Source organism: Pseudomonas sp. NPDC008258 (assembly GCF_042956345.1).
Lineage (GTDB): Bacteria > Pseudomonadota > Gammaproteobacteria > Pseudomonadales > Pseudomonadaceae > Aquipseudomonas.
In genome coordinates, this window is the sequence record NZ_JBIBGE010000036.1 from 1 (window position 1) to 24,096 (window position 24,096).

Sequence of the window (24,096 nt, forward strand, 5' to 3'; positions counted from 1 at the left end):
CCCACAGGAATGATTGGCCCGAAACAAATGTAGGAGCGAGCTTGCTCGCGATGCGCCGCGCGGGCGGCGCTCGGTCTCACAGGCGCTGCATATCTCGTGGCCAACACCTGTCACCCCTGATGCCATCCCAGCAGGACCGAGTTCACCCGCGAACACCGGCGAAGCCCCTGCCATCCGTCAATCCCAAGGGCTCAACCTGCAGACAGCTGTTCCACCAGAAAGTCCACAAACACCCGCACCCGCGCCGGCATCGCCGGGCCCCCGACGAACACCGCATGGATAGGTTCGCGGTCGTCAGGGTTGTAGGCCTCCAGCAATGGCACCAGCCGCCCGCTGGCCAGGTCATCGGCCACCGTGAAGGTGCCGATGCGTGCCACGCCGGCACCTAGCCTTGCCAGTTGCGCCAAGGCTTCACCGCTGCTGCATTCGATATTGCCTGCCACTTTCAGCGAGAACACCTCGCCATTGCGGCGAAATGGCCAGTCGGGTGCCGCACGGCGAAAGTTGAAACGCAGGCAGTTGTGCCGGGCCAGGTCCTCAGGTTCAAGTGGGGTCCCACAGCGTTGCAGGTACTCGGGCGAGGCGACCACCACCTGGCCGGTTTCGCCAATGGCGCGGGCGCTCAACGAGCTGTCCGGCAGATGGCCGAAACGCAGCGCCACGTCGGCCTGGCCGCCGAGGATGTCGGCCACTTCGTCACTGAGCGTAAGGTCAACCAGCACCTGCGGGTAGCGCGTACTGAACGCTGCCAGCAAGGGCACCACGGTCAACCGGGCATGCCCCAGCGCTGCGCTGACCCGCAAGCGCCCACGCGGCACGCCCTGGTCGGTGATGGCTTCTTCCACTTCAAGCATGTCGGCCAGTACTCGCCGTGCACCGCGCAGGTACGCCTCACCCTCGGGGGTGAGGGTAATCGCCCGGGTGGTGCGCAGCAGCAGGCGGGTGCCCAGGCGCTGCTCGGTGCGGGCAATGATGCGGCTGACTGCCGAAGGCGTCAGGCCCAGCGCCCGGGCGGCGGCAGACAGGCTGCCTTCTTGCGCCACCCTGGCAAAAATCTCCATCTCTCCAGACCTTCCGCTGAAGTCCATTTGTGCCTCGCAAGCAAAGGTGGTTTTCAAAAATGCAGTCTAGTGCGCTTTGCAAAGCGATCGTAGCATTCGCGGCATAGATAAGGAGTTTGCCATGCGTATCAATCCACCTCTGGTCGCGCTCGCCATCGGTGCCTTCGGCATCGGTGTCACCGAGTTCGCCCCCATGGGCATGTTGCCCAGCATCGCCACCGACCTTGGCGTTTCCATCCCTGCGGCAGGGCTGCTGGTCAGTGCCTATGCCATTGGCGTGCTGATAGGCGCGCCGCTGATGACCCTGGCCACGGTGAAGATCCCGCGCCGTTACTTGCTGATCGGTCTGATGGTCATCTTTACCCTCGGCAACCTGATGTCGGCGCTGGCCAGCGACTACGCCAGCCTGTTGGTTGCCCGTGTGGTCACCTCGCTCAACCACGGTGCGTTCTTCGGCATCGGGTCGATCGTGGCGGCCAGCGTGGTGCCACCTGAGAAGCGCGCCGGGGCCGTAGCGGCGATGTTCATGGGCTTGACCCTGGCCACCATCGGCGGGGTGCCATTGGCGACCTGGTTCGGTGAAATGCTGGGCTGGCGCACAGCGTTCTGGGGCATTGCCGGGCTTGGCCTGGTGGCGATGACTACACTCTGGTACGCATTGCCCAATGTGCCGGCGCCCAAAGGCGACGGGGCCATGGCCGAAATCCGCGTGCTGGCGCGCGGGCCGGTGCTGGCAGCATTGCTGCTCACAGTGGTGGGCTCCAGCGCCATGTTCACGGTGTTCACCTACATCGCACCGATCTTGCAGAGCGAGGCGGCGGCGTCTACCACCTTCGTGACCGCCATGCTGGTGTTGTTCGGAGTAGGCCTTACCTTGGGCAACGTGTGGGGCGGCAAGGCAGCGGACCGCTCGATCGATCGCACCCTGGTCTTGTCCTTGACGGTGCTGATTGCCGTGCTGCTGGTGTTCCCGCTGGTGCTGGACTGGCCACTGCCGACGGCGCTGGCGATCCTGGTCTGGGGTGCTGCCAGCTTCGCGCTGGTGCCACCGCTGCAGATGCGGGTGATGGAGGCAGCAAAGGATGCGCCCAACCTGGCCTCGGCGGTGAACATTGGCGCGTTCAACCTGGGCAATGCAATTGGTGCGGCGCTGGGCGGGGCGGTGATCAATGCGGGGCTGGGCTACCCGGCGATCTCCCTGGCCGGCGCAGCAATGGCAGCGGTGGGCTTGCTGATGGTGCTGCTGTTTGCCTGGCGTGGGCGGGTGGTTGCTGCCGGGAGTCAGGTCGCGGTGTAACTGGCTGGTACCGAGGGGGCGCTTTGGCGCCCTCTCTTCGTTGAGGTTACGGGGTACCGTTACGGCCATGCAGGTGATAGGCCGGGCGCTCGCTCAAGCGCTCATAGTAGTCGCGCACCGCCGGCAGGTGCGGGTGTTCGAATGGCGTTTCGAACCAGCGGTTGACCGACAGGCCGATCGGGATGTCGGCCAGGGTGAACTGGCTGCCGGCCACATAGGCCCCGGTACTGGCCAGCTGGCGGTCGAGGATGTGCATGTAGCGCGACCACTCCGCGCAACCGGCGGCAAGGGCTTGCGGGTCCTGGTGGGCAGGGGAGTGCCTGACCAGCGACATGAACGCATAGCTCCACGAGCGGTTCAGGTCCGAGGCCTGCCAGTCGATCCACTGGTCGATCCTGGCCCGCGCCTGTGCTTCGCCTGGGTAGAAGGCGGTGGCACCATAGCGGTTGGCCAGGTAGCGGATGATGCTGTTGGATTCCCATAAGGTGAAGTCGCCATCCTGGATCACCGGAACCATGGCATTGGGGTTCAACGCAAGGAACTCGGCGCTATCGGTGGCCTTGAAGCCGGCACCCCAGTCTTCGCGTTCGAACGCGACCTCGAATTCGGCGCAGGCCCACAGGACTTTTCGCACATTGATGGAAGAAGCTCTGCCCAGTACCCGTAGCATGGTGTTCGTCCTTGTGTGGGGGAAGTTGATCGTCCGCCACTGCCGGGAGCTGGTCAAGGGCTGATCGGTAGCAGGCTGCTCTTTGTCAGTATCTTGTAGTCCATTTCCGAAAGTGACCCTTTCCGCCCCCTTGGTCATTGTGAAGGGGGAAGTACCGCCCTAGTCTCGGCGTGCTCGTAACCTCGAGGAATGGACATGGCCATCGACAGGCCAGTCGACCGTAAGGTGATGATGCGGGCCACGTTCTACCTGCCAGGCTTGCCTGGGTGGCCTGAACTTGGCACCCTTGGGCGGTTAGATCGTCTGTATCACCACAGAAGGAAGTTTGCATTGAGCTGGGACAAGGTGGGGAAACTCCTCGTAGCCGTGCTTGTTGGCCTGATGGTGCTTGTGGCCGCCTACGCGTTGCTCAGGGGTAACCCGCGGCTGGAGGCGTCGCTGACCTATGCCTACCTCACTTATCCCAGCCAGTTCAGCGAGCGCATCAGCAAGGCCAGCGAGCAGCTCAAGTACGAGCAGTTGCAGGGGCGCATCAACAGCATCGGCCAGGGTGTGCTAAGCCACGACCAGGTCGACCGGCTGATCGAGATGGCCCAGGCACCGTATGCCCAGCTGTTCGCCAAGCCCTTCGAGGCCGGGCTGGTCGACCACCGTACCGGCTTGGTTATCGAGCTGCGCAACAGTGGTGATGCCCAGGTACGCCAGGTCAGGATCCGCCTGCCAGCCAAGGGCTTGGTGCAGGTGCGCGATGCTGCCGGTAACGACACGCTGCTGGAGGCCGCGACTGCGCAGGTGGACATCCCGGCCGTCGAACCGGGTGGTGCGTGCAAGGTGTGGGTGTATTTCGATGCGGATTACTCGCAGATCCGCCAGGGCGGGGTCAGCATCAGCCACGCCGACGGCATGGCCGATGTGCAGGTGTACCACGAGGTCATTGGTTTTCCGGCCTGGGTGGCCCGCTACAGTGGCGAGCTGATGGTGCTGCTGGGCTTGCTGGTGGCCAGCGTGCTGGGCTTGAGCTGGATTTGCCTGGCCCGCCGCAACTCGCGATAAAAAGCTTCATCTGCTGTTGGTGGCAAGCGCACCGCATACCCTGTGGGAGCGGGCGTGCCCGCGAACACCGGCAAAGCCGGTGCCATCCACTGCGTTGCCTGTTTCGCGGGCACGCCCGCTCCCACAGGGTCCCTGCTAGGTCAATGAGTTATGTGCTGCTCCTGGCACGGGTCAGGGTACACCTCGGACAACGATACCTGCCGGTCAACAACCACCGTCATGCAGCGCCAGGCTCTGGCGCAGCTGTTCGAGCATGGCCAGCCGCAACGCCTGCGGAGCCTGCACGCGGATCGAGCCGGCCTGCGAAAGCAACCAGCTCATCAGTGCCCGGTTGTCGTCGACGGTGGCCACCAGCGCGGCGCCGCCGTTGGCCAGGGCGGTAAGCTGCATGTCTGCAGACAGCGGCAGCGCCTCCAGGCGCCGGGCCAGCGCATCATCGACCCAGGCATGCAGCTCGATGTGTTCCGGCGGGGTGAGCACGTCAGGTTGCAGTTGTTGTGCTTCGCCCAGGCTCAAGCCCGGTTGCCAGTACCAACCATAGGGCATGCCTTTGCTGTTGCACTGCAGGGGGAACAGTGCCGAGAGTTCGACCAGGTCGCGCTCGACGGTGCGTTTGCTGGTGGTATGGCCCACCGTTGTCAGGGCAGCCTGCAACTGGGTGGAACTCATTCCCGGGTGACGGCCAGGCAGCAACTTGAGCAACTGCCACTGGCGGGCGATGGTGTGACGGGTAGGGTGGCTGGGCAAAGGGCTCGTCCTTGACGGCAGGCACCAGCCTGCCTGGGTAGTGGCGTTTAGCTATTGCGCAGCATACCTTGTGATGTAATGGGATCCAAGTTCTCGCAGGTCACCACCGTATTCGCGGCTCAAATGCGTCAGGTGATGACCCGCTGCAACGCCTCGACAAACACCTGTTCCGCCCGGTTGAACCGTTGCTCACGGTTCCACAGCAAGTGAATATCCACATCGGCAATGCCTTCCTGCGGCGGCAGTTTCCACAGCAAGCCTGCTTGCACATCTGGCGCCACCACATGTTCGGGCAGGCAGCCGATGCCAAAACCGGCAATCACCAACCGGCGCACTTCCTCCAGGCTTGGCGATGACGCCACGATCCGCCCGGCAAACCCTTGCTGGTCACGGAAAATGGTCAGCGGCGACAACATGCCGCCAATCTGGTCGCTGGTAAAGCTGACGAAATTCTCCCGTAGCAGGTCGCCTTCATCCTGGCCGAACAGTGCGTGATGCTTGCCACAAAAGAACGCATAGCGCTGGCGCAGGAACAGCCGTTGCTCCAGCCGTGGCTGTGCACGCCGGGTGAGGCTAAGGCCTGCCGTGGCGGTTTTCTCTTGCAGGGCGGCAACGATGTCGGAGCTGCGCATCACGTCTATTTCCAACTCCACCCGTGGATGCTGGCGGTGGAAGTGGGCGAGGAAGTCGTCGAAGCGTTCGCTGTCGATGCGGCTGATCATCAGCAGGCGCACCTTGCCGACCAACTCGTCCGCTGGTTGCTCCAGCAAGCCACCGATCTGCGACATTTGCCCATACACCTCGCCGGCCAGCTGGAACAGTTGCTCGCCCATTTCCGTCAGCACGAAGCGCGGCCCACGGCGGGCGATGAGCTGGCGGCCGAGCTGCTCTTCAAGGCGCTTGAGGGCCTGGCTCACTGCTGGCTGGGTAAGGTGCAGGCGGGCGGCGGCGCGGCTGATGGACAGTTCCTGGCCGATGACGCGGAAGGTGCGCAGCAGGTTCCAGTCGAGGCGGTCGTTGAGCAGGCGGTCGGGCATGGCGGGGCTCGATGATAAGCGTGGTTAATAGTTCGAATAATAAATAGAAATTTGACTAATCATAGCCCTGAGCCGAAAAATCGCCGCCATTGAGCCTGCTGGATCGCTGGTGGCTGCTTCGCGGGTTTACCCGCGAAGCAGCCACCACCCATTCAACAGGTCAAGCGCCACCAGAGCGCCACCGTGCCCTAGCAACTCCTGCCAGAACAACAAGCAAAGGAGCCTTCATGAAGCCCACCGCTTCCCCCCAACCGCGCCGTGCTGCCGCCGCCGCGTTCATCGGCACCATGATCGAGTGGTACGACTTCTACATCTACGCCACTGCCGCGGCACTGGTATTCGGCGCATTGTTCTTCCCCTCGGACAACAGCCTGTTCAGCACCATGGCCGCGTTCGGCACCTTCGCTGTCGGCTTCTTCGCCCGGCCATTGGGTGGCATCGTGTTTGGCCACGTGGGCGACCGGATTGGCCGCAAGAAGTCGCTGGTCATCACGCTGCTGATGATGGGTATCGTCACCGTGTGCATCGGCCTGCTGCCGACGTACGCACAGATCGGCGCCATAGCGCCGATGCTGTTGATCCTGCTGCGCATCGTCCAGGGTATTGCCGTGGGTGGCGAGTGGGGCGGGGCGGTGCTGATGGCCGGTGAGCATGCGCCCAAAGGCCGGCGCAACTTCTTCGCCTCGTTCGCCCAACTGGGCAGCCCGGCGGGCCTCATCTTGTCGTTGCTTGCCTTCGGTGCTGTCACGCGCTTGCCGGAAGAAGACCTGATGAGCTGGGGCTGGCGCGTACCGTTCCTGGCCAGCGCGCTGCTGCTGTTGGTCGGTCTGGCCATTCGCCTGGGCGTCAACGAATCCCCCGAGTTCATCGCCAGCCGCGAGCAGGCGCTAAAGGCCCGACGCAAGGAGCAAGCGCCGGTCTTCGAGGTGCTGCGTACCGCCTGGCGCCCATTGCTGCTGTGCATCGGTGCCAACACCTTGGGCATTGCCGGGGTCTATTTCACCAATACCTTCATGATCAGCTACACCACCCAGCAACTGCACCTTGAGCGTTCGCTGATCCTGGAGTGCCTGTTCTTCGTGGCGATCATCCAGTTCTGCGTGCAACCGCTGGCTGCGTGGCTGTCGGAAAAGATTGGCGCTACACGCTTTCTGGCTTTGATGGCGCTGCTGGCCATGGCCTCGCCTTACCCCATGTTCGTGCTGGTCAGCTCGGGGCAGGGCCCGCTGATTGTGCTCGGCATCGCCCTGGCGGCAGCGTGCATGGCCTCGTTCTACGCGGTGATTGCCGGCTACGTCAGCGGCATGTTCGAAACCCGCGTGCGCTACACCGCTATTTCCCTGGCCTACCAGATCTGCGGCGCCATCGCTGGCGGCCTGACCCCGCTGATCGGTACCTGGCTGGCCCATACCTTCAGTGGCCAATGGTGGCCGATGGCGGTGTTCTACACCCTGATCGCCACCATTTCGCTGGTCTGCGTGCTCGCCCTGGCGCGCCAGTACGCCCGTAGCCAGCGCGTAGAACTGGCCTGACCGAATCCCTTTATTCTGGAGTACCCGCATATGTTGAAAAGCAATGGCGAACGCCTGTGGGCGAGCCTGATGGCCATGGCCGAAATCGGCGCCACCGCCCGTGGCGGCAGTTGCCGCCTGGCCCTCAGCGACGAGGACAAGGCCGGCCGTGAACTGTTCAGCCACTGGTGCCGCGAGGCGGGCCTGACCCTGTCGGTGGATGCCATCGGCAACCTGTTCGCCCGGCGCCCCGGCAGTGACCCCCAGGCTGCCCCGGTGATGATGGGCAGCCACCTCGACACCCAGCCTGAAGGGGGGCGTTTCGATGGCGTCTATGGTGTGCTGGCGGGCCTGGAGGTGGTGCGCCGCCTCAACGACCTGAACATCCAGACGCGCAAACCGCTGGAAATCGCGGTATGGACCAACGAGGAGGGCGCACGCTTCACCCCGGCCATGTTCGGCTCGGCGGTATTCACCGGTAGCCTCGCACTGGCCGATGCACTGGCCATCCGCGATGCCGACGGCATCAGCGTGGCCGACGAACTGCAACGTACCGGGTACGCCGGCCAGCGCCCGTTGGGGGGCCAGGTGGATGCCTATTTCGAAGCGCATATCGAGCAAGGCCCGATCCTTGAAGACAACGCCAAGGCCATCGGCGTGGTCAGCGGTGGCCAGGCCATCCGCTGGCTGGACGTGACAGTCGAAGGCATGGCGGCGCACGCCGGCACCACGCCGATGCCTCTGCGCAAGGATGCCCTGTATGGCGCGGCGCGGATGATCCAGGCGGTCGAGCAACTGGCAGCCGACTTCGCCCCCGAAGGCCTGACCACCGTAGGCGAACTGGCCATCGCCAAGTCTTCGCGCAATACCATTCCCGGCTCGCTGCAATTCACGGTCGACCTGCGCCACCATCGCGATGAAGCCATCGAGGCGATGGAGCGTGATTTGACTCTGAAGTTGCAGGCTATCGCCAGCCAGCGTGGCCTGCAGGTACGCCTCGAACGGCACTGGGTCAGCCCGGCTACACCCTTCGATGCGGACTGCGTGGCTGCGGTACAGCAAGCGGTGGATGGCCTGGGGTATGCGCAGCAATCGATCGTCAGTGGCGCGGGTCACGATGCCATTCTGTTGGCGCGTTACTGCCCAACGGCGATGGTATTCATCCCCTGTGTCGGCGGCTTGAGTCACAACGAGGCTGAAGATGTGCTGCCCGACGATGCTTGCCAGGGTGTTGATGTGTTGCTGAACGCTGTACTGGCTCGCGCGGGTCGCGTCGATCAAGCAAGGGCCTGATGGGCTGTGCCTGCTGGCTTGTTCGCGGGTGAACCCTAATGCCTGTCAGTTAAGCAATTAGGGGCCGCGTTGCGGCCCATCGCCGGCAAGCCACAGGGATCGCGTCAAGGCTGGCAGGTGTTGGCCATAAGGTATGCAGCGCCTGTGAGACCGAGCGCCGCCCGCGCGGCGCATCGCGAGCAAGCTCGCTCCTACATTTGTTTCGGGCCAGTTACGCCTGTGCCATGCGCGCGCGACCGCCTTGTTCGTTCGACGCAATATCGAGTCATGCGCCAAAGCGTTCGCGCGCAAATCCCACAGGAATAATTGGCCCGAAACAAACGTAGGAGCGAGCTTGCTCGCGATGCGCCGCGCGGGCGGCGCTCGATCTCACAGGCGCTGAAGATGCCGTGGCGAGCACCTGGCAACCCTGATGCCATTGCAAGAAACCATAGAATCTCCCACAGGTATGGCGCATGGCTTGAGTTCAGTGCAATCGGTGTGGGAGCTGGCTTGCCTGCGATGGGCTGCGCAGCAGCCCCGGCAGTCTCAACTGGCTGGCATTAGAGTGAGCCAGCTCCCATAGGTACGGGAAATGCAGCCTGTTAAATCCCACCCCGGCGCACATGCTTCACCAGCACCTTCTCCAGCAACTCCCACATCGCCGGCTCGGTACTGAACGCCACATTGAACCGCATCCACCCGGTCGCCTTGGCATCCACCATGAACAACTGCCCAGGCCCGAGCATGATGCCTTTCTCCAGCGCGTCATCCAGCAACGCCGCGCTGTCCGGGATCGCCGGGTGGCGGGTCCAGATGTACATGCCTTCATCCGATTCGGTGAACAGTTCAAAGCCCAATCGGTGCAAATGCCGGCCAACTTCCTGGTGCGCCTCGGCCAACCGCTGGCGCAGCCGCTTGAGGTGCTTGCGCCAGCGGCCGTCGATGATCGCGGCGTATACCACACGCTCCATCACCTGCGAGGTGGTCAGGCCCGAGCGCATCTTCAGGTGCAGCAGTTTTTGCATCAGCTCGGGGTTGGCGAGCATGTAGCCCACCCGCACGTTGGGCGAAATGCTCTTGGAGTAGCTGCCCACGTACACCACCTGCTGCAAGTGGTCGAGGCTGGCCAGGCAGGGCTGCGGTTCGGCAACCATGTCGGCGTACAGGTTGTTTTCCACCAGGCGGAAGCCGTGCTGGCTGGCCAGTTGCAGCAAGCGGTGCAGTTGCGGCAGCGGGGTGCGCGAGCAGGTTGGGCTGTGCAGGTGCGGCTGGGTGAAGAACGCCGTCGGGCGGTGATGGGTGAGCAGTTGCTCGAGTTGGTTCAGGTCGTAGCCGGCCGGTGTGCGCGGCACGCCGACCAAGGTGGCGCCTTGGGTACGCAAAATGCTCATCAGGTTGGGGTAGCCGGGATCATCGACCAGCACCACGTCGCCGGGGCGCACCAGCGTGCGCGCGGCCAGGTCCAGGGCCTGGCTGGCGCCGTGGGTGAGCATCAACTGCGCCGGGTTGGCGACGATCGACAGGTCTTGCTGCAGGTTCTGCGCGGTCAGTGCACGCAGCTCCATCAGGCCCATGGGGTCGCCATAGCCCGACAATTCCAGTGGGCTGCCGGCCACCTGGCGCAGCCCTCGGCGCAGGCCGTCTTCGTACATCCAGTCGTTGGGCAGCCAGCCGCACCCGGGTTTGTACGGTAACTGGCGGATCTCGAAGATCTGTTGCAGGTACCACTCGGAGTTGAACGTTGGTCGACTGGCGTCGGCCTCGGTTGTGTGCGGGTCCAGCAGTTCGCCCGCCGCCCGGTTGACGAAAAAACCCGCGTTGCCACGGCTGACCAGCAGCCCCTGGGCCACCAGACGGTCGTAAGCCTCGACCACGGTGAAGGTACTCACCGAATAGCTCGCGGCAAAGGCGCGGATAGACGGCACTTTGGCGCCCGGCTTGAGGGTCTGGTTGTCGATCAACTCACGCAGCCCGTCGATGATCTGGTTGACCAACGGGGTGGAGGAGTCTGGATGTAGTTCGAACATTCGGGGCCTTCAGGGTGCGTATCGCCTGGCGTTTGCAGGGTGTACTGCATGGGCGACCTGTACAGTGCAGTGCGAGATTCATGCCACTGTGCATGGCTCTCTGCGTCGGACATTTTTACATTAGGTGTCGGATATCGCCACATAAAGCATGTTCAGTTCGCTTCAGGCAGTCGCCCTGGGGCGCGTCAGCAGGCCGCCATGGAGGGCCTGCGTGTGTTTGCTCACACCATCCTGCCCGCATTAGCACTGATGTACAGGTGAAACCGCCAGCCATCGGGGTTTCACGGTTTTCCTTGGATAAAAAGAAGCACGGGGTACACAACTGATGGACGCAACATCCACAACCACCACCGCGAAAAGCGGGCACGAGAGCAAGCTCAGTGCCTCGCTGAAGTCGCGCCACCTGACGATGATGTCGATCGCCGGGGTTATTGGCGGCGCCTTGTTCGTCGGTTCCGGCAGCGTGATCCACAGCGCCGGCCCAGCCGCTGTCCTGGCCTACCTGGCGGGCGGCATCCTGGTGGTGCTGATCATGCGCATGCTGGGTGAAATGGCGACCTCCTCGCCAGACACCGGCTCGTTCTCCACCTACGCCGACCGCGCCATTGGCCGCTGGGCCGGTTTCACCATCGGCTGGCTGTACTGGTGGTACTGGGTCATCCTCATGGCCTGGGAAGCCTATGTGGCGGGCAAGATCCTGCATGGCTTCTTCCCCGACGTAAGCGTCAACGTGTTCGTGCTGGCCACGACCCTGTTGCTGATCACCGTCAACTTCTTCAACGTCAAGCACTACGGTGAGTTCGAGTTCTGGTTCGCCTTGATCAAGGTGATCGCGATCGTCTGCTTCCTGATCGTGTGTACCGCTGCCGTGATGAACGTCTGGCAGTTCGGTGAAGTACGCGGCATCAGCCACCTCACCGCCGAAGGCTTCATGCCCAACGGCATCACCACCGTGATTGGTGCCTTGCTCGGGGTGATGTTCGCCTTCCTGGGTGCTGAAATCGTTACCATCGCTGCCTCCGAAGCCAAGGACCCGGCCGCGCAGATCGTCAAGGCCACCAACTCGGTGGTGTGGCGTGTGTGCCTGTTCTATGTGGGTTCGATCTTCCTGATCGTCTGCCTGGTACCGTGGAACGATCCACACCTGGGCGTTTCCGGCTATGGCGCCTACCGCCGTACCCTGGAACTGCTGGGTGTGCCGTATGCCGAGCTGCTGATGAACTTCGTGGTGCTGACCTCGGTGAGCAGCTGCCTGATCTCCGGCCACTACACCGCTTCGCGCATGCTGTTCTCCCTGGCCCAGCGTGGCGACGCGCCGTCGTTCTTCAAGATCACCCGCGCCGGCACCGGTGTACCGGTGTACGCGATCATGGGTTCCTGCGCCGTGGCCGTGGTGTGTGCGCTGATCAACTTCAGCGAAACCCTGCGCCCGAAAGACGTGCTGGATACCCTGATGAACACCACGGGCATGATCGCCCTGCTGGTGTACCTGGTGATTGCATTCTCGCAGCTGCGCATGCGCCGCAAGCTGATTGCCGAAGGCAAGGAAGTACGCCTGAAGATGTGGCTGTTCCCGTGGCTGACCTACCTGGTGATCGCGTTCATCGTGGCCGCCCTGGTCACCATGGCCTTCATGCCTGACTACCAGATCCTGGTGATCTCCACCGGTATTGCTGCGGCAGTTGTGGTGGCGATGGGTGTGGTGCACCAGATCCGCTCTGGCAGCAAGCAGCACTAAGCGTCACTCGCTTTTCGAAACGGCCGGCTCCCTTGGGGACCCGGCCGTTTCGCGTTGTTGGGCCTGGGCTTTTTCTGCGGGCATGTGAAAGCGCTGGTTCATCCACGGCGAGCCGAGCAGGGCGGCGGCGGCAATCAGGGCCAGGATGGCGAGGGCGATGTAGGTCTTCATGGGCATGCGCATGTAAGGGATGACCTGAAGCATAGCCAGCCAGTTCCGGCAGGGTTGCCGGCCAATGGCTGACAAATGCCTGCGCCGCCCTCTACAATGCGAAGCATTATCACTTGGCGCCGGCCCTTCATGTCCAACACTCCGCCCAACCAGGAACTGCTTGACGCGCTGGCGTTGCACTATGACGAGCTGGTCCGCTATATCCGCCAGCGCTTTCGCGACCGCCATTTTGCCCGCGACCTGGTTCACGACGTGTACCTGCAGATTCTCGACAAACCACCCCGCCAGCGCATTTCGCTCCCGCTGGCATTTCTACGCAAGGTCACCTTCAATCGGGCCATCGACCGGGTGCGCGCCGAATCGCTGCGTGCGGCTCACCTGGCCGCCGCCAGCCATGACGAACCGGCCCTGGACAGTTGGGACGGTGCTCGCGAGCTGGATTTCGAGCAACAGCTGCATGCCCTGCTGGCGATCATCGAGGCCCTGCCGGCACGTCAGCGCCAGGTGTTCCTGCTGCACCGCATCCATGGCATGGCTCAGCGTGATATCGCCGCCGAGCTGGAGATTTCGGTCAACATGGTCACCCAGCACTTCAACCGGGCGCTGCGCACCATCGCCAGCCGCTGGGAACCGGCCCGGCGCCTGCATGGCGAGGAATGGGCATGAGCCAGGGCAAACGTGAAGGCAAGCCCCAGGCCGATCCGCTGGAGGCGTTCAGCGATGCGCTGCGCGAGCGGGTGGCGTCCCGCGAGGCGTTGCTCGCCGAAGGCAAAGCCATGACTGCACGCAGGCGCAAGGCCGGCAAGGCGGCCAAGGCCAGCCTGTTGTCGTTGCTGCTGGCTGGCAGCCTGTGGTGGCTGGACCCTGCCTGGCATACCGAGCAGGTCAGGGTGGCAGTGGGCGCACAACGCGAGCTGGTCTTGGCGGACGGCAGCCAGGTGCTGCTGGACTCCGGCAGCCGCTTGCAGATTGAACATCGCCTGCGCAGCCGGCAGCTGGAGCTGGTCGAAGGGCAGGCACGCTTTACCGTAGTGCATGCCGAAGCACCGTTCATTGTCCGCAGCCAGGGCGTGCGGGTGCGTGATATCGGTACGGTGTTCGACGTGCGCAGCGATGTGCGGGGCGTTCGGGTAGGGGTGCTGGAGGGGGCGGTAGAGGTCGGTATGGGGCGCGGTGCGGTGCAGCCACTGCGGGCCGGGGAGCAACTGCTTGCGGCTGCTGGCGAGTTGGGCGAAGTGCAGGCCGTGGCGCCGGCAGCGATGGAGGCCTGGCGCAGCTCGGTGTTGCGTTTTGACGGCACACCTTTGCGCGATGCGATTGTGGATTTGCAACGGTACAGCGAGTTGCCGCTGCGCTTGGCGGACGAACGCACTGGTGGGTTGCGCTTGTCGGGTGAATTCGACAGCCGACAGGTACGGGCACTGCTGGAGCAGTTGTCAGCCGTGTTGCCAGTGAAGGTGGTACGCGCTGCTGATGGTGGCTTGGTCATTGGTCAGACTGATTGATCGCCTGTACTGGCCCCTTCGCGGGCTTGCCCGCTCCCACAGGGTATCCGTGGCATCGGATTCGATGCTGTACCTGTGGGAGCGGGCAAGCCCGCGAAGGGGCCGGTACAGGCAACCAATAATTATTTTCATCCACACATCAACATTCGCCCATGCCCAACCGCCATCCCCATGAAGTCACTTGAATCGTATGGGGAACACATGGGTAACCACTTTTCACCGCTGACGCTGCTGGCTGCCAGCCTGCTGACCTGCGCCAGCGTCCAGGCGCAGGATGCCACCTTCAGCCTGGACATCCCGGCACAACGCCTTGACCACTCGCTAAACGCCCTGGCCCAGCAGACCGGCACCCGCATCCTGTTTTCCACCGATGCTGCCGAGGGCCGCCAGGCGGCGGCCGTGCAGGGGCGCATGAGCGTTGCCCAAGCCTTGCAACAGCTGCTGGCCGGCTCGGGCTTGCAGTTGCAACGGGCCGGGGAGGGGTACCTGATTGGCTCGCCAGCCAGTGGCTCGGCGCTGGAGCTGGGCGCTACCAATATCGACAGCCAGCGTTACGGCAACAGCACCGACGGCACCGGCGCCTACACCCTGGGCACTACGCGCGCCGGTACAGGCCTGGACCTGTCGCCGCGCGAAACGCCGCAGTCCATCAGTGTGGTCACCCGCCAGCGCATGGACGACCAGGGCCTGAACGACCTCACCGAAGTGTTGCAGCAAACCCCGGGGCTATCGGTCCAGAGCCTGGGCAGTGAGCGATTCAACATCTACTCGCGCGGCTACTCGGTAGACAACTACCAGTTCGACGGCATCCCCACCACCCTCGATATCGTCAGCCAGGTATCCGCGCAGAGCCTGGCCGACATGGCCATCTATGACCATGTGGAGGTGCTGCGCGGTGCCACCGGCCTGCTGACCGGCGCAGGTGACCCGTCTGCCACCATCAACCTGGTGCGCAAGCGGCCCACCGCCGCGTTCAAGGGGCATGTCAGCGCCGGTTTGGGGTCATGGAACAAGTACCGCACCGAGGTCGACCTGTCCGGGCCGTTGACGCCTACTGGCAATGTACGTGGGCGCATGGTTGCCGCTTACCAGCAGAACGACAGCTTCGTCGACCATTACCACCAGGAAAAGCAGGTGTTCTACGGCATCCTTGAGGCCGACCTTACCGACACCACGTTGCTCACCGTGGGCGCCGACTACCAGCGCAACCGGCCAGAAGGCTCGTCTTCAGTGGCGTTCCCGCTGTTCTACAGCAATGGTGAGCAAACCGACTTTTCCCGCTCCACCAACAGCGCCGCGCGCTGGAGCAGCAACCCCCAGGACGCGCTGAACACCTTCGCCAGCCTCGAACAGAAACTGGGCAACGACTGGAGCCTGCGGTTGGCGGTGAACCAGATGTACATCAACCGCGACGATTACAGCCTGGCGACTGCCAGCTGGGGCTTCCCCGACAAGCAGACCGGCGAAGGCGTGCGCCTGTACGGCGGTGCCGGCAGCACCTGGCAGAAGCAGGTGGGCGTGGATGCACAGCTCAAGGGCCCATTCCAGGCATTCGGTCGCGAGCATGACCTGGTGCTGGGCTACAACTTCTCCCGCTACCAGAACCATCACGACCCGTTGCGTGGCACGGCGATCGAGGGCACCCGGGTCAACTTCTACACCTGGGACAACTACACCACCAAGCCCAACACCGGTAACGGCAAGCTGTACGACGGCGATACCAGCATTTACCAGAGCGGTACCTACCTGGCCACGCGGCTGCGGCCCACCGACGATTTGTCTGTCATTCTGGGCGCCCGGGTCAGCAACTACCGGTACCGCTACGACCTGGAATACGCGGTAAATACCGCCCTGAACAAGGTCACCGCCAACCGCGACAGTGGTGTGGTCACCCCGTACGCCGGTATCGTCTACGACCTCGACGAGGTTCACTCGGTGTATGCCAGCTACACCAGTATCTTCAAGCCGCAGACCGTTCGCGATGCCAGTGGCAGTACCCTTGACCCGCGTGAGGGCGACAACTATGAGGTGGGCCTGAAGAGCGAGTTTTTCGGCGGCCGCCTGAATACCAGTGTCGCTGCCTTCGAAATCAAGCAGGACAACCTTGCCGAAGTCGACCCCGGCAAGGTCGTGCCGGGTACCACCACTTCCGCCTACCGAGCGATCTCTGGCGCCACCACGCGCGGCTTCGAAGTGGAGGCCAGTGGTGAGCTGCAGCCAGGCTGGAACCTCAGTGCCAGCTACAACCACAGCATCATCAAGGACGCCGATGGCGAGCGCATCAACACGGTGTTCCCGGCCAACATGGTCAAGCTATGGAGTACCTACCGTCTACCGGGCGAACTGGACCGCCTGACCGTGGGCGGTGGCATGAACTGGCAAAGCGGCATCCACTTCACGGCTGCGCCCACCGACCTGGGCAAGACGGTCAAGGCCAGGCAGGGCCAGTTCGCGGTGTTCAACCTGATGGGCCGCTACCAGATCACCGAGCAGCTTTCGACCACGCTGAACGTCAACAACCTGTTCGACAAGAAGTACCTCAGTGCGCTGGATACCACGTTCTACAGTGGTTATTACGGCGAACCGCGTAACGTCATGGTCTCCACCCGCTGGGATTTCTGAAGGCAGATACGGGTCTGTGGGAGCGGGCGCGTCGAACCGCCGCGAAACAGGCAACGCGGTGGATGGCACCGGCTTTGCCGGTGTTCGCGGGCTTGCCCGCTCCCACAGAGGTTGCGCAAGCTTTCAGATTTTTAAATAAGACAGTTCCACAATGATCGCGGCAGGTGCGTGGGAACGGTCCGACCTGGCGACAGATGGCATATGCTAGACACATCGCCCGCCCAAAGGAGCCGCCCATGGCCTGGTCCGCCACCCAGTATTCCCTGTTCGAAGATGAACGCACCCGCGCTGTGCGCGACCTGCTCGCTGCCATCCCGACCCCGCCCCGACCGGTGCGCCACGCCACCGACCTGGGCTGCGGCCCTGGTAATTCCACCGAAGTGCTGCTGCAACGCTACCCCGACGCCCAGGTAACCGCACTGGACAGCGACCCGGACATGATCGACAAGGCCCGCGAGCGCAAACGGCTGTGCATCCCCCGGGTTCGCACGGCCATCGCTGACATCGCGGGCTGGTCCGCCCCCGAGCCACAGGACTTGATCCTGGCCAACGCCTCGCTGCAATGGGTACCCGACCACGCCTCGCTGTACCCGCACCTGGTTCGCCAGCTCAGCGAAGGTGCCAGCCTGGCCGTGCAAACCCCGGACAACCTCGACGAACCGGCCCATCGGCAGTTGCGCGAGATTGCCAGCCGAGGCCCGTGGGCGGCAAAGTTCGCCGACTTCCACCTGCCACCACGGCACGGTGCGGCGTTTTACTACGACCTGCTCAGCCCGCTGTGCGCACGGGTGGATGTGTGGCGCACCACCTATCACCACCCTTTGCCGGGTGGCGCCGAAGCGGTGGTGGAATGGTTCAAGGGCTCGGCGTTGCGGCCTTATCTGGCCAGGCTTGATGAACAGGAGCAGGCCGACTTCCTGCAAATGTACCTGCAAGCCATGCAGCAGGACTACCCGCCTGCCACCGACGGCAAGGTGCTGTTGCCGTTCCCGCGGTTGTTCGTGATCGCTACCCGGTAGGGTGGCGCCAGCGCCAGGCCACGTAGCTGTAGATACCCAGGTTGAGCAGCAGCACAACACTGCCCAGCAGCAACTGGATGTGCGGCGTCAGCCCGGCGGGGTAGATCAGCGGCCAGATGTAGTGCTCGACGAAGCCGCCTTGGTAGCCTGCGTCGCCGGCCGCGCTGCGCATGCGGTTTTCCCAGGTGGTGAGCGGGCAACCCAGGTGCAGGCACTCCACCGCCAGGCCCCAGGCCAGGGCCGGCAGGTGCAGCAGCAGGGCAGGGCGCCACTTGAGCACCAGCAGGCCGCCGAACAGCACCAGCAGGATAAAGGCCAGGTGCAGCAGGACCAGGGTGTCGGCGGCCAGGCGGGAGAACATGGGGGGAATGCCGGGGATTGAGGTAGTCCTAGCATAGTCGGGTTGCCTGTAATGGCCTCTTCGCGGGCTCGCCCGCTCCCACAGGATCTCCACAGCTCCAAATGTTGTGCATTCCCTGTGGGAGCGGGCAAGCCCGCGAAGGGGCCGGCACAGGCTTACACCCCTTCCTCGACCATTTGCAAAAAGGTCGCCACCACCCGCCGCGTGCGCTGCTCGCTCAGGCATACCAGCGTCTCGGTCAAATGCCGCTGGCAATCCACGATCGGCAACGCACACACCCGCGCATCGGCGCCAAACTCCGCTGCCGACACCACCCCCACACCAATCCCCACTACCACTGCTTCGCGCGCCGCCTCGCGGCCTTCCACCTGGATCGCCGGGCGAATCCGCAAGCCGGCCCGTTGCATTTCTTCTTCCAGCGTCTGGCGCGTCACCGAGCCGGGCTCGCGCAGTACCAGCGGTGTGTCGTCCAGGTCGGCCAGGCTGATCGAGCCTCGGCTGGCCCACGGGTGGTGATGCGAGACGAATGCGACCATCGGGTCGCGGCGCAGAGGCAGGCAATGCAACCGTTCATCGTCCACATCCCGGCCCAGCAGCGCCAGGTCAGCCTGATAACTGAACAGCCGGGCCAGCGACTCGTCGGTGTTGCCGGTTTCGATCTTTACCTGGATGCCCGGGTAGCGCTGGCAGAAGCGGGCAATCTGCGGCAGCACGTGCACCGGTGCGTCCACCGCCAGCACCAGGCTGCCGGTGTGCAGCGCACGCGAATCCTGCAACAGGTCATGGGCTTCGGCCTCGCAGGCGAACAGCCGCTGGCTGATGCCCAGCAGGCGTTCGCCAAGGTCGGTGAGCTGCACTGAACGCTTGTTGCGGTGGAACAGCAATACGCCGAAGCGTTCCTCCAGCTTGCGCACCTGGTCCGACACCGCGGGCTGGGTAAGGAACAGCTTTTGCGCCGCGCGGGTAAAGCTGCCGTGCACGGCCACGGCATGGAAGGCCTTCAGTTGTGCGTGGGAAACCGACATGACCACCTCAGTAAAAAGCTGAGCTTATGTGTGAAATACGATAAATCGATTTTATTTATCTTAGCGCAACTGTTTCCATGCATGTCAGCCCGACGCTGGCACCACGAATGCCGCCAGGGCCGTGGTGCCTACACGGTGCCATCTGACCCGATGACAGCCTCGTCATCGCTGTGCGTAACACAAGAACAAGACAGGCGTTTCTTCACATTCTGCCGGCACACTCAAGCAAGAGGTCAGACTTACATGAATCAATCCCTAGCCGCGTTCAAACGCTGGCGCATCCAGATTTTCGCCATCACCTGGCTGGCCTACGCCGCCTTCTACTTCACCCGCAAAGCGTTCTCGGTTGCCAAGCTGGGCATCGCCGAAGACCCCAGCTTCATGCTCGACAAGGCCGCCATGGCCAACCTCGACGCCATCTACCTGGCCGCGTATGCCGTAGGCCAGTTCACCTGGGGCATGCTTGCCGACCGCTTCGGCCCGCGCGTGGTGGTGCTGGGGGGGCTGCTGATTTCCGCGGTGGCGGCGGTGGTGATGGGCAGCTACGCCACCTTCCCGATCTTTGCTACCTGCATGCTGGTGCAGGGCCTGGCACAGTCCACTGGCTGGGCCGGCTTGTGCAAGAACATCGGCAGCTTCTTCCCGGCCTCGCAGCGCGGGCGGGTATTGGGGTTGTGGAGTTCCTGCTATGCCTTCGGCGGCCTGGTGGCTTCGCCGTTCGCCGGTTGGTGGGCCTATACCCTTGTCGGTAGCTGGCATGCGGCATTCTTCTCCAGCGCCGCCGTGGTGGCGCTGGTTGCCGTGCTGTTCTTCCTGCTGCAACGCAACAAGCCTGAAGACGTCGGCCTGCCGGCGGTGGAGCCCGAGCCGCAGAGCATGGCCCCGGCCGGCAACCTGTGCAGTGTGTGGGCGCCGCTGAAGGAAATTTTGCGCAACCGCACGGTGCTGACCCTGGGCCTGGCGTACTTCCTGTTGAAGCCTGCGCGCTACGCCATCCTGCTGTGGGGGCCGGTGATCGTCTTCGAGCAGATGCCCGAGGTGGGCAAGGTTGGTGCGGCCATTATCCCGACCGCCTTCGAACTGGCCGGGCTGCTTGGCCCGATCATCATCGGCCTGGCCTCCGACAAGCTGTTCGGCGCCCGGCGCATGCCGGCGTGTGTCATCAGCCTGGTGCTGCTGACCGTGACCCTGGCGGGCTTCATGGCGGCCATGCATACAGGCAACGTGATGCTGGTGGTGGCCTTGCTGTTCGTGATGGGCCTGACCTTGTACGGCCCGGACTCGATGATCAGCGGCGCTGCGGCCATTGACTTCGGCACCGCCAAGGCCGGCGCTACCGCGGCGGGCTTCGTCAATGGCTGCGGCTCGGTGGGGGCAGTACTGGGCGGGCTTCTGCCGGGGTACTTCGATGGCGTCACAGTGTTCATCGTGTTCGCAGGCTGCGCGCTGTTCTCGGCGCTGGTACTACTGCCGCACTGGAACAGCCGGCCGGCCAGCACCCCGCAAAGTACCGATGTTGCACCGAATACCAGCATGGCAATCAAGCCACTGCGTACCTGAAAGGAAAGCGCGAATGAGACCCTTCTGGCTGCAACAGGCCCTGGATTCGGCGCAGGAGGCGGTGTGCCCGCCGCTGCAAGGTGATATCCGCTGCGATGTGTGCATTGTCGGTGGCGGCTACACCGGCCTGTGGACGGCACTGATGCTCAAGGAAGCGGTGCCGGCGCTGGATGTCGTGCTGATTGAAGCCGATATCTGCGGCGCGGGCGCCAGTGGCCGAAACGGCGGCTGCGCATTGTCCTGGTCGGCCAAGTACTTCACCCTCGAGCGGCTGTTCGGAGTGGCCGAGGCGGTGCGCCTGGTGCGCGAGTCGGAGCGCAGCATTGGTGACATCGGCGCGTTTTGCGCGGCCAACGGCATCGACTGTGACTACCGCCTGGACGGCACGCTGTACACCGCGACCAACGCGGCTCAGGTTGGCGCAACCGACGGGGTGATTGCTGCGCTGGAGCACAAGGGTATCAATTCGTTCCGCCGCCTGCCGCTGGCGCAGGTGCAGCGCCTGGCCGGTTCGGCGCGGCACCTGGAGGGCTGGTTCTCGCCCGCCGCGGCCACGGTGCAGCCTGGCAAGCTGGTGCGTGGCCTGCGCCGGGTGGCGTTGCAGCGCGGCGTGCGCATCCATGAAGGCACGGCCATGACCGGCCTGGAGCACGGCGCCCCGGTGCAGGTGCGCACGGCCCACGGCACAGTGCGCGCTGACCGCGTGGTGTTGGGCCTGAATGCCTGGATGGCGCGGGCCTTCCCGCAGTTCGAGCGCAGCGTGGCAATCGTTTCCAGCGACATGGTGATTACCGAGCCGTGCCCCGACCTGCTGCGCGAGATCGGCCTGGACAGCGGCGTCAGCGTGCTCGACTCGCGCATTTTCGTGCACTACTACCACAACACCTCCGACGGCCGGCTGATGCTCGGCAAGGGTGGCAATACTTTTGCCTATGGTGGGCGCATGCTGCCAGTGTTCGACCAGCCGTCGCCCTACCGGCCGCTGCTGCGCGAAAGCCTGGGCGGGTTCTTCCCGGCACTGGCCGATGTACCGCTGGCCGCCAGCTGGAACGGGCCGTCGGACCGCTCGGTAACCGGTTTGCCGTTCTTCGGCCGGTTGGACGGGCAGGGCAATGTGTTTTACGGCTTTGGCTACTCTGGCAGTGGCGTCGGGCCGTGCCACATGGGTGGGCAGATCCTTTCGTCGCTGGCGTTGGGGCTGGACAACCCATGGACCCGCTCACCGTTGGTCAAGGGGCCAATGGGGCTGTTCCCGCCAGAGCCCATCCGCTACCTGGGTTCGCTGATGGTGCGCAACGCCATCCGCCGCAAGGAGCGCGCCGAGGACCACGGTTTGCGGCCGCGCCGGCTGGATGTGCGGCTGGCGCGGTTTGCCGCGGCGGCGGGCAAAGCCGATAAAGGCTGATGAGATTTCTTGTCGATCCCGTGCCTGAGGGCGTATAAACTGCACCCACTTTTGGCCGGTCGCTTCCTGAACCGGCCGTTGAAACAAGAGAGTCGACATGGGCGCACAGTGGAAAGCCAAGCATAGAGAAACAGCAGCCAATGCCAAAGGCAAGGTCATGGGCAAGCTGTCCAAGGAAATCCAGATCGCTGCCAAGTCGGGCGCCGATCCCGACATGAACCCGCGTCTGCGCCTGGCCATCGTGCAAGCCAAGAAGGCCTCGATGACCCGCGAGACGCTGGAACGGGCGATTCGCAAGGGCGCCGGCCTGGACGGTGACTCCGTGCAGTACCACGCGGTCAGCTACGAAGGCTTTGCCCCGCACCAGGTACCGCTGATCGTCGAGTGCCTGACCGACAACGTCAACCGCACCGTTGCGCAAATCCGCGTACTGTTCCGTAAGGGCCAGCTGGGTGCGAGCGGTTCGGTGGCCTGGGACTTCAACCATGTCGGCCTGATCGAAGCCACTCCGGAAGGCGACGCCGACCCGGAAATGGCGGCTATCGAAGCCGGCGCACAGGACTTCGAGGAAGGTGAAGAAGAGGGTTCGACCCTGTTCATTACCGACACCACCGACCTGGACGCCGTGCAGAAGGCCCTGCCGGACCATGGCTTTACCGTGACCTCGGCAAAGATCGGCTACACCCCGAAAAACCCGGTGAGCGCGGCCAGCCTGAGCGCTGAAGCACTGGCTGAGGTTGAAGCGTTCCTCGAAGCGATCGATGAGAACGATGACGTGCAGAACGTTTATGTCGGCCTGACTGACTGATTTGTGTATCCGGGGCCGCTTTGCGGCCCTTCGCGGGCTCGCCCGCTCCCACAGGTTCACCGCAGCATTCAATACAGCGGTGAACCTGTGGGAGCGGGCGAGCCCGCGAATAGGCCCTTGAATGCCACCGCGGGCAGCCTGAATGAATCCCACCTTCGCCTCCCTCAGCCTCGCCCACCTGCGCACCCTCGACCACCTGCTCCAGCTGAAAAACCTCAGCCACGCCGCCGAGCGCCTGGGCGTCAGCCAGTCGGCCCTGAGCCGTCAGCTGGCCCACCTGCGCGATGCCTTCGATGACCCGCTGCTGGTGCGCCAGGGCCGTGGCTACGTACTGAGCGAACACGCCGAAGCCCTGGTCGAACCGCTGCGCCAGGTCCTGGAAGAACTGCACGCCTTGCGCCAGCCCGCCGTCTTCGACCCGGCACGTTGCGAGCGGCGCTTCTGCCTGGCCGCTTCGGACTATGTGGCCGAGCACATGCTGCCGCTGCTGGTGGCTGCACTGGAGCGTGAAGCACCGGGTGTATCGCTTGAGTACCGTACCTGGCAGGCCGGCCAGTACGCCTTGCTGGCCAGCGGCGAAATCGACCTGGCCACCACCCTGTTCGACGAATCGCCGCCCAACCTGCACGGGCGCCTGCTGGGCGAGGATCGGGCCGTTTGCCTGATGCGCCTCGACCACCCGCTTGCAGCCCATGCCGCGCTCAGCCAGGCCGATTACCTGGCGCACAAACATGTGCGTATCTCTGGCGGGGGCGACAAGGACAGCTTCATCGACCGCCACTTGCGCGCCCAGGGCCTGCAGCGCCGTGTGAGCCTGGAGGTGCCGTTTTTTTCCGCCACCGTAAAGGTCATTGCCAACAGCCAGGCCGTGGCCACTGTGCCCGAGCACATCGCCCGGCAACTGTGCCGCCTGCATGACCTGGCCTGGCGACCGCTGGCCTTCATCGACCACAGCCAGCGCTACTGGGTGGTGTGGCACCAGCGCCTGCAAGCTTCTGCCGAGCACCGCTGGTTGCGTAACCGGGTGTTCGAGCTTTGGCGCCAGTCACAATTCGGCGTGCAGGGTGGGCATGCGGGTTTGCCATAGCAGGTATGCGCGAAGCGGGGTTATTCGGTTTGGCATAGCTGCCTAGACTGGGGGCATTGTGTTGTCTGTACCGGCCCTTTCGCGGGTAACTCACAGGGTCTGAAAACTGTGGAGTAC

The 24,096-nt window shown here is 63.8% G+C and carries 21 protein-coding genes; 13 read left to right on the plus strand and 8 right to left on the minus strand.

Annotation, left to right across the window (positions count from 1 at the left end):
- Positions 1–191: 191 nt before the first annotated feature.
- Positions 192–1,088, minus strand: a complete 897-nt coding sequence (locus ACFY9W_RS24030; RefSeq protein ID WP_391135668.1) for a LysR substrate-binding domain-containing protein — start codon at positions 1,086–1,088, stop codon at positions 192–194.
- A gap of 94 nt (positions 1,089–1,182) precedes the next feature.
- Between ACFY9W_RS24030 and ACFY9W_RS24035 the strand changes: the two genes are divergently transcribed.
- The gene (locus ACFY9W_RS24035; protein WP_391135670.1) at positions 1,183–2,358 is read left to right on the plus strand and encodes an MFS transporter; all 1,176 of its coding nucleotides are present in this window, start codon (positions 1,183–1,185) and stop codon (positions 2,356–2,358) included.
- A 46-nt stretch (positions 2,359–2,404) separates the two neighbouring features.
- On the opposite strand, the gene ACFY9W_RS24040 is transcribed toward ACFY9W_RS24035, so the two are convergent.
- Entirely contained in the window at positions 2,405–3,028 is a 624-nt protein-coding gene (locus ACFY9W_RS24040; RefSeq protein ID WP_391135673.1) for a glutathione S-transferase N-terminal domain-containing protein, read from the minus strand.
- A 330-nt stretch (positions 3,029–3,358) separates the two neighbouring features.
- On the opposite strand from ACFY9W_RS24040, the gene ACFY9W_RS24045 reads away from it, so the two are divergent.
- Positions 3,359–4,081 carry a hypothetical protein gene (locus ACFY9W_RS24045; protein WP_391135676.1) on the plus strand — a complete coding sequence of 241 codons (723 nt, stop codon included), beginning with the start codon at positions 3,359–3,361 and terminating at the stop codon, positions 4,079–4,081.
- A gap of 204 nt (positions 4,082–4,285) precedes the next feature.
- Here the strand turns inward: ACFY9W_RS24045 and ACFY9W_RS24050 are convergent, their stop codons facing one another.
- Positions 4,286–4,828 carry a WYL domain-containing protein gene (locus ACFY9W_RS24050; protein ID WP_391135679.1) on the minus strand — a complete coding sequence of 181 codons (543 nt, stop codon included), beginning with the start codon at positions 4,826–4,828 and terminating at the stop codon, positions 4,286–4,288.
- A 128-nt stretch (positions 4,829–4,956) separates the two neighbouring features.
- Positions 4,957–5,865, minus strand: coding sequence for a LysR substrate-binding domain-containing protein (locus tag ACFY9W_RS24055; RefSeq protein ID WP_391135682.1), 909 nt, complete (start codon positions 5,863–5,865; stop codon positions 4,957–4,959).
- Between the two features lie 227 nt (positions 5,866–6,092).
- On the opposite strand from ACFY9W_RS24055, the gene ACFY9W_RS24060 reads away from it, so the two are divergent.
- Positions 6,093–7,397, plus strand: a complete 1,305-nt coding sequence (locus ACFY9W_RS24060) for an MFS transporter (RefSeq protein WP_391135685.1) — start codon at positions 6,093–6,095, stop codon at positions 7,395–7,397.
- A gap of 30 nt (positions 7,398–7,427) precedes the next feature.
- Complete coding sequence (locus ACFY9W_RS24065; protein ID WP_391135688.1) at positions 7,428–8,669, plus strand: Zn-dependent hydrolase; 1,242 nt, start codon at positions 7,428–7,430, stop codon at positions 8,667–8,669.
- Between the two features lie 584 nt (positions 8,670–9,253).
- Here ACFY9W_RS24065 and ACFY9W_RS24070 read toward each other — a convergent pair.
- The gene (locus ACFY9W_RS24070; protein ID WP_391135691.1) at positions 9,254–10,678 is read right to left on the minus strand and encodes an aminotransferase class I/II-fold pyridoxal phosphate-dependent enzyme; all 1,425 of its coding nucleotides are present in this window, start codon (positions 10,676–10,678) and stop codon (positions 9,254–9,256) included.
- Between the two features lie 325 nt (positions 10,679–11,003).
- Between ACFY9W_RS24070 and ACFY9W_RS24075 the strand changes: the two genes are divergently transcribed.
- The gene (locus ACFY9W_RS24075; RefSeq protein ID WP_391135694.1) at positions 11,004–12,416 is read left to right on the plus strand and encodes an amino acid permease; all 1,413 of its coding nucleotides are present in this window, start codon (positions 11,004–11,006) and stop codon (positions 12,414–12,416) included.
- Between the two features lie 3 nt (positions 12,417–12,419).
- Here ACFY9W_RS24075 and ACFY9W_RS24080 read toward each other — a convergent pair whose 3' ends face one another.
- On the minus strand, positions 12,420–12,599 hold the full coding sequence (locus tag ACFY9W_RS24080) for a hypothetical protein (RefSeq protein WP_391135810.1): 180 nt from the start codon (positions 12,597–12,599) through the stop codon (positions 12,420–12,422).
- A gap of 117 nt (positions 12,600–12,716) precedes the next feature.
- Between ACFY9W_RS24080 and ACFY9W_RS24085 the strand changes: the two genes are divergently transcribed.
- From ACFY9W_RS24085 to tam, 4 genes are all read left to right on the plus strand, one after another.
- The gene (locus tag ACFY9W_RS24085) at positions 12,717–13,253 is read left to right on the plus strand and encodes a sigma-70 family RNA polymerase sigma factor (protein ID WP_391135697.1); all 537 of its coding nucleotides are present in this window, start codon (positions 12,717–12,719) and stop codon (positions 13,251–13,253) included.
- Complete coding sequence (locus ACFY9W_RS24090) at positions 13,250–14,092, plus strand: FecR domain-containing protein (protein ID WP_391135700.1); 843 nt, start codon at positions 13,250–13,252, stop codon at positions 14,090–14,092. The genes ACFY9W_RS24085 and ACFY9W_RS24090 overlap by 4 nt, the downstream gene beginning before the upstream one ends.
- Before the next feature lie 201 nt (positions 14,093–14,293).
- Positions 14,294–16,714, plus strand: coding sequence for a TonB-dependent siderophore receptor (locus tag ACFY9W_RS24095; RefSeq protein WP_391135703.1), 2,421 nt, complete (start codon positions 14,294–14,296; stop codon positions 16,712–16,714).
- A 236-nt stretch (positions 16,715–16,950) separates the two neighbouring features.
- The gene (gene tam / locus ACFY9W_RS24100) at positions 16,951–17,733 is read left to right on the plus strand and encodes a trans-aconitate 2-methyltransferase (protein ID WP_391135706.1); all 783 of its coding nucleotides are present in this window, start codon (positions 16,951–16,953) and stop codon (positions 17,731–17,733) included.
- Here the strand turns inward: tam and ACFY9W_RS24105 are convergent.
- Both ACFY9W_RS24105 and ACFY9W_RS24110 read right to left on the minus strand, forming a co-directional pair.
- Positions 17,723–18,094, minus strand: coding sequence for a DUF2784 family protein (locus ACFY9W_RS24105; protein ID WP_391135709.1), 372 nt, complete (start codon positions 18,092–18,094; stop codon positions 17,723–17,725). The genes tam and ACFY9W_RS24105 overlap by 11 nt on opposite strands.
- Before the next feature lie 155 nt (positions 18,095–18,249).
- Positions 18,250–19,119, minus strand: coding sequence for a LysR substrate-binding domain-containing protein (locus ACFY9W_RS24110; protein WP_391135712.1), 870 nt, complete (start codon positions 19,117–19,119; stop codon positions 18,250–18,252).
- Positions 19,120–19,362: 243 nt separating this feature from the next.
- Between ACFY9W_RS24110 and ACFY9W_RS24115 the strand changes: the two genes are divergently transcribed.
- The 4 genes from ACFY9W_RS24115 to ACFY9W_RS24130 all read left to right on the plus strand — a co-directional run bounded on the left by ACFY9W_RS24115 (position 19,363) and on the right by ACFY9W_RS24130 (position 23,979).
- Complete coding sequence (locus ACFY9W_RS24115) at positions 19,363–20,679, plus strand: MFS transporter (protein ID WP_391135715.1); 1,317 nt, start codon at positions 19,363–19,365, stop codon at positions 20,677–20,679.
- 13 nt (positions 20,680–20,692) lie between these two features.
- Positions 20,693–22,084, plus strand: a complete 1,392-nt coding sequence (locus tag ACFY9W_RS24120; RefSeq protein WP_391135718.1) for an FAD-dependent oxidoreductase — start codon at positions 20,693–20,695, stop codon at positions 22,082–22,084.
- A gap of 97 nt (positions 22,085–22,181) precedes the next feature.
- Entirely contained in the window at positions 22,182–22,892 is a 711-nt protein-coding gene (locus tag ACFY9W_RS24125) for a YebC/PmpR family DNA-binding transcriptional regulator (RefSeq protein WP_391135721.1), read from the plus strand.
- 142 nt (positions 22,893–23,034) lie between these two features.
- Positions 23,035–23,979: a LysR substrate-binding domain-containing protein gene (locus ACFY9W_RS24130; protein WP_391135724.1), complete on the plus strand. Its 945-nt coding sequence runs from the start codon at positions 23,035–23,037 to the stop codon at positions 23,977–23,979.
- The last annotated feature ends 117 nt before the right edge of the window (positions 23,980–24,096 follow it).

What these genes read in the sequence shown, in the direction of transcription:
- ACFY9W_RS24080 (WP_391135810.1), bottom strand. Translation starts at nt 12,599, where the DNA reads ATGCGCATGCCCATGAAGACCTACATCGCCCTCGCCATCCTGGCCCTG.
- ACFY9W_RS24030 (WP_391135668.1), bottom strand. Translation starts at nt 1,088, where the DNA reads ATGGACTTCAGCGGAAGGTCTGGAGAGATGGAGATTTTTGCCAGGGTG.
- ACFY9W_RS24090 (WP_391135700.1), top strand. Translation starts at nt 13,250, where the DNA reads ATGAGCCAGGGCAAACGTGAAGGCAAGCCCCAGGCCGATCCGCTGGAG.
- ACFY9W_RS24040 (WP_391135673.1), bottom strand. Translation starts at nt 3,028, where the DNA reads ATGCTACGGGTACTGGGCAGAGCTTCTTCCATCAATGTGCGAAAAGTC.
- ACFY9W_RS24095 (WP_391135703.1), top strand. Translation starts at nt 14,294, where the DNA reads ATGGGTAACCACTTTTCACCGCTGACGCTGCTGGCTGCCAGCCTGCTG.
- ACFY9W_RS24105 (WP_391135709.1), bottom strand. Translation starts at nt 18,094, where the DNA reads ATGTTCTCCCGCCTGGCCGCCGACACCCTGGTCCTGCTGCACCTGGCC.
- ACFY9W_RS24115 (WP_391135715.1), top strand. Translation starts at nt 19,363, where the DNA reads ATGAATCAATCCCTAGCCGCGTTCAAACGCTGGCGCATCCAGATTTTC.
- tam (WP_391135706.1), top strand. Translation starts at nt 16,951, where the DNA reads ATGGCCTGGTCCGCCACCCAGTATTCCCTGTTCGAAGATGAACGCACC.
- ACFY9W_RS24070 (WP_391135691.1), bottom strand. Translation starts at nt 10,678, where the DNA reads ATGTTCGAACTACATCCAGACTCCTCCACCCCGTTGGTCAACCAGATC.
- ACFY9W_RS24035 (WP_391135670.1), top strand. Translation starts at nt 1,183, where the DNA reads ATGCGTATCAATCCACCTCTGGTCGCGCTCGCCATCGGTGCCTTCGGC.
- ACFY9W_RS24130 (WP_391135724.1), top strand. Translation starts at nt 23,035, where the DNA reads ATGAATCCCACCTTCGCCTCCCTCAGCCTCGCCCACCTGCGCACCCTC.
- ACFY9W_RS24120 (WP_391135718.1), top strand. Translation starts at nt 20,693, where the DNA reads ATGAGACCCTTCTGGCTGCAACAGGCCCTGGATTCGGCGCAGGAGGCG.
- ACFY9W_RS24075 (WP_391135694.1), top strand. Translation starts at nt 11,004, where the DNA reads ATGGACGCAACATCCACAACCACCACCGCGAAAAGCGGGCACGAGAGC.
- ACFY9W_RS24060 (WP_391135685.1), top strand. Translation starts at nt 6,093, where the DNA reads ATGAAGCCCACCGCTTCCCCCCAACCGCGCCGTGCTGCCGCCGCCGCG.
- ACFY9W_RS24065 (WP_391135688.1), top strand. Translation starts at nt 7,428, where the DNA reads ATGTTGAAAAGCAATGGCGAACGCCTGTGGGCGAGCCTGATGGCCATG.
- ACFY9W_RS24055 (WP_391135682.1), bottom strand. Translation starts at nt 5,865, where the DNA reads ATGCCCGACCGCCTGCTCAACGACCGCCTCGACTGGAACCTGCTGCGC.
- ACFY9W_RS24125 (WP_391135721.1), top strand. Translation starts at nt 22,182, where the DNA reads ATGGGCGCACAGTGGAAAGCCAAGCATAGAGAAACAGCAGCCAATGCC.
- ACFY9W_RS24110 (WP_391135712.1), bottom strand. Translation starts at nt 19,119, where the DNA reads ATGTCGGTTTCCCACGCACAACTGAAGGCCTTCCATGCCGTGGCCGTG.
- ACFY9W_RS24085 (WP_391135697.1), top strand. Translation starts at nt 12,717, where the DNA reads ATGTCCAACACTCCGCCCAACCAGGAACTGCTTGACGCGCTGGCGTTG.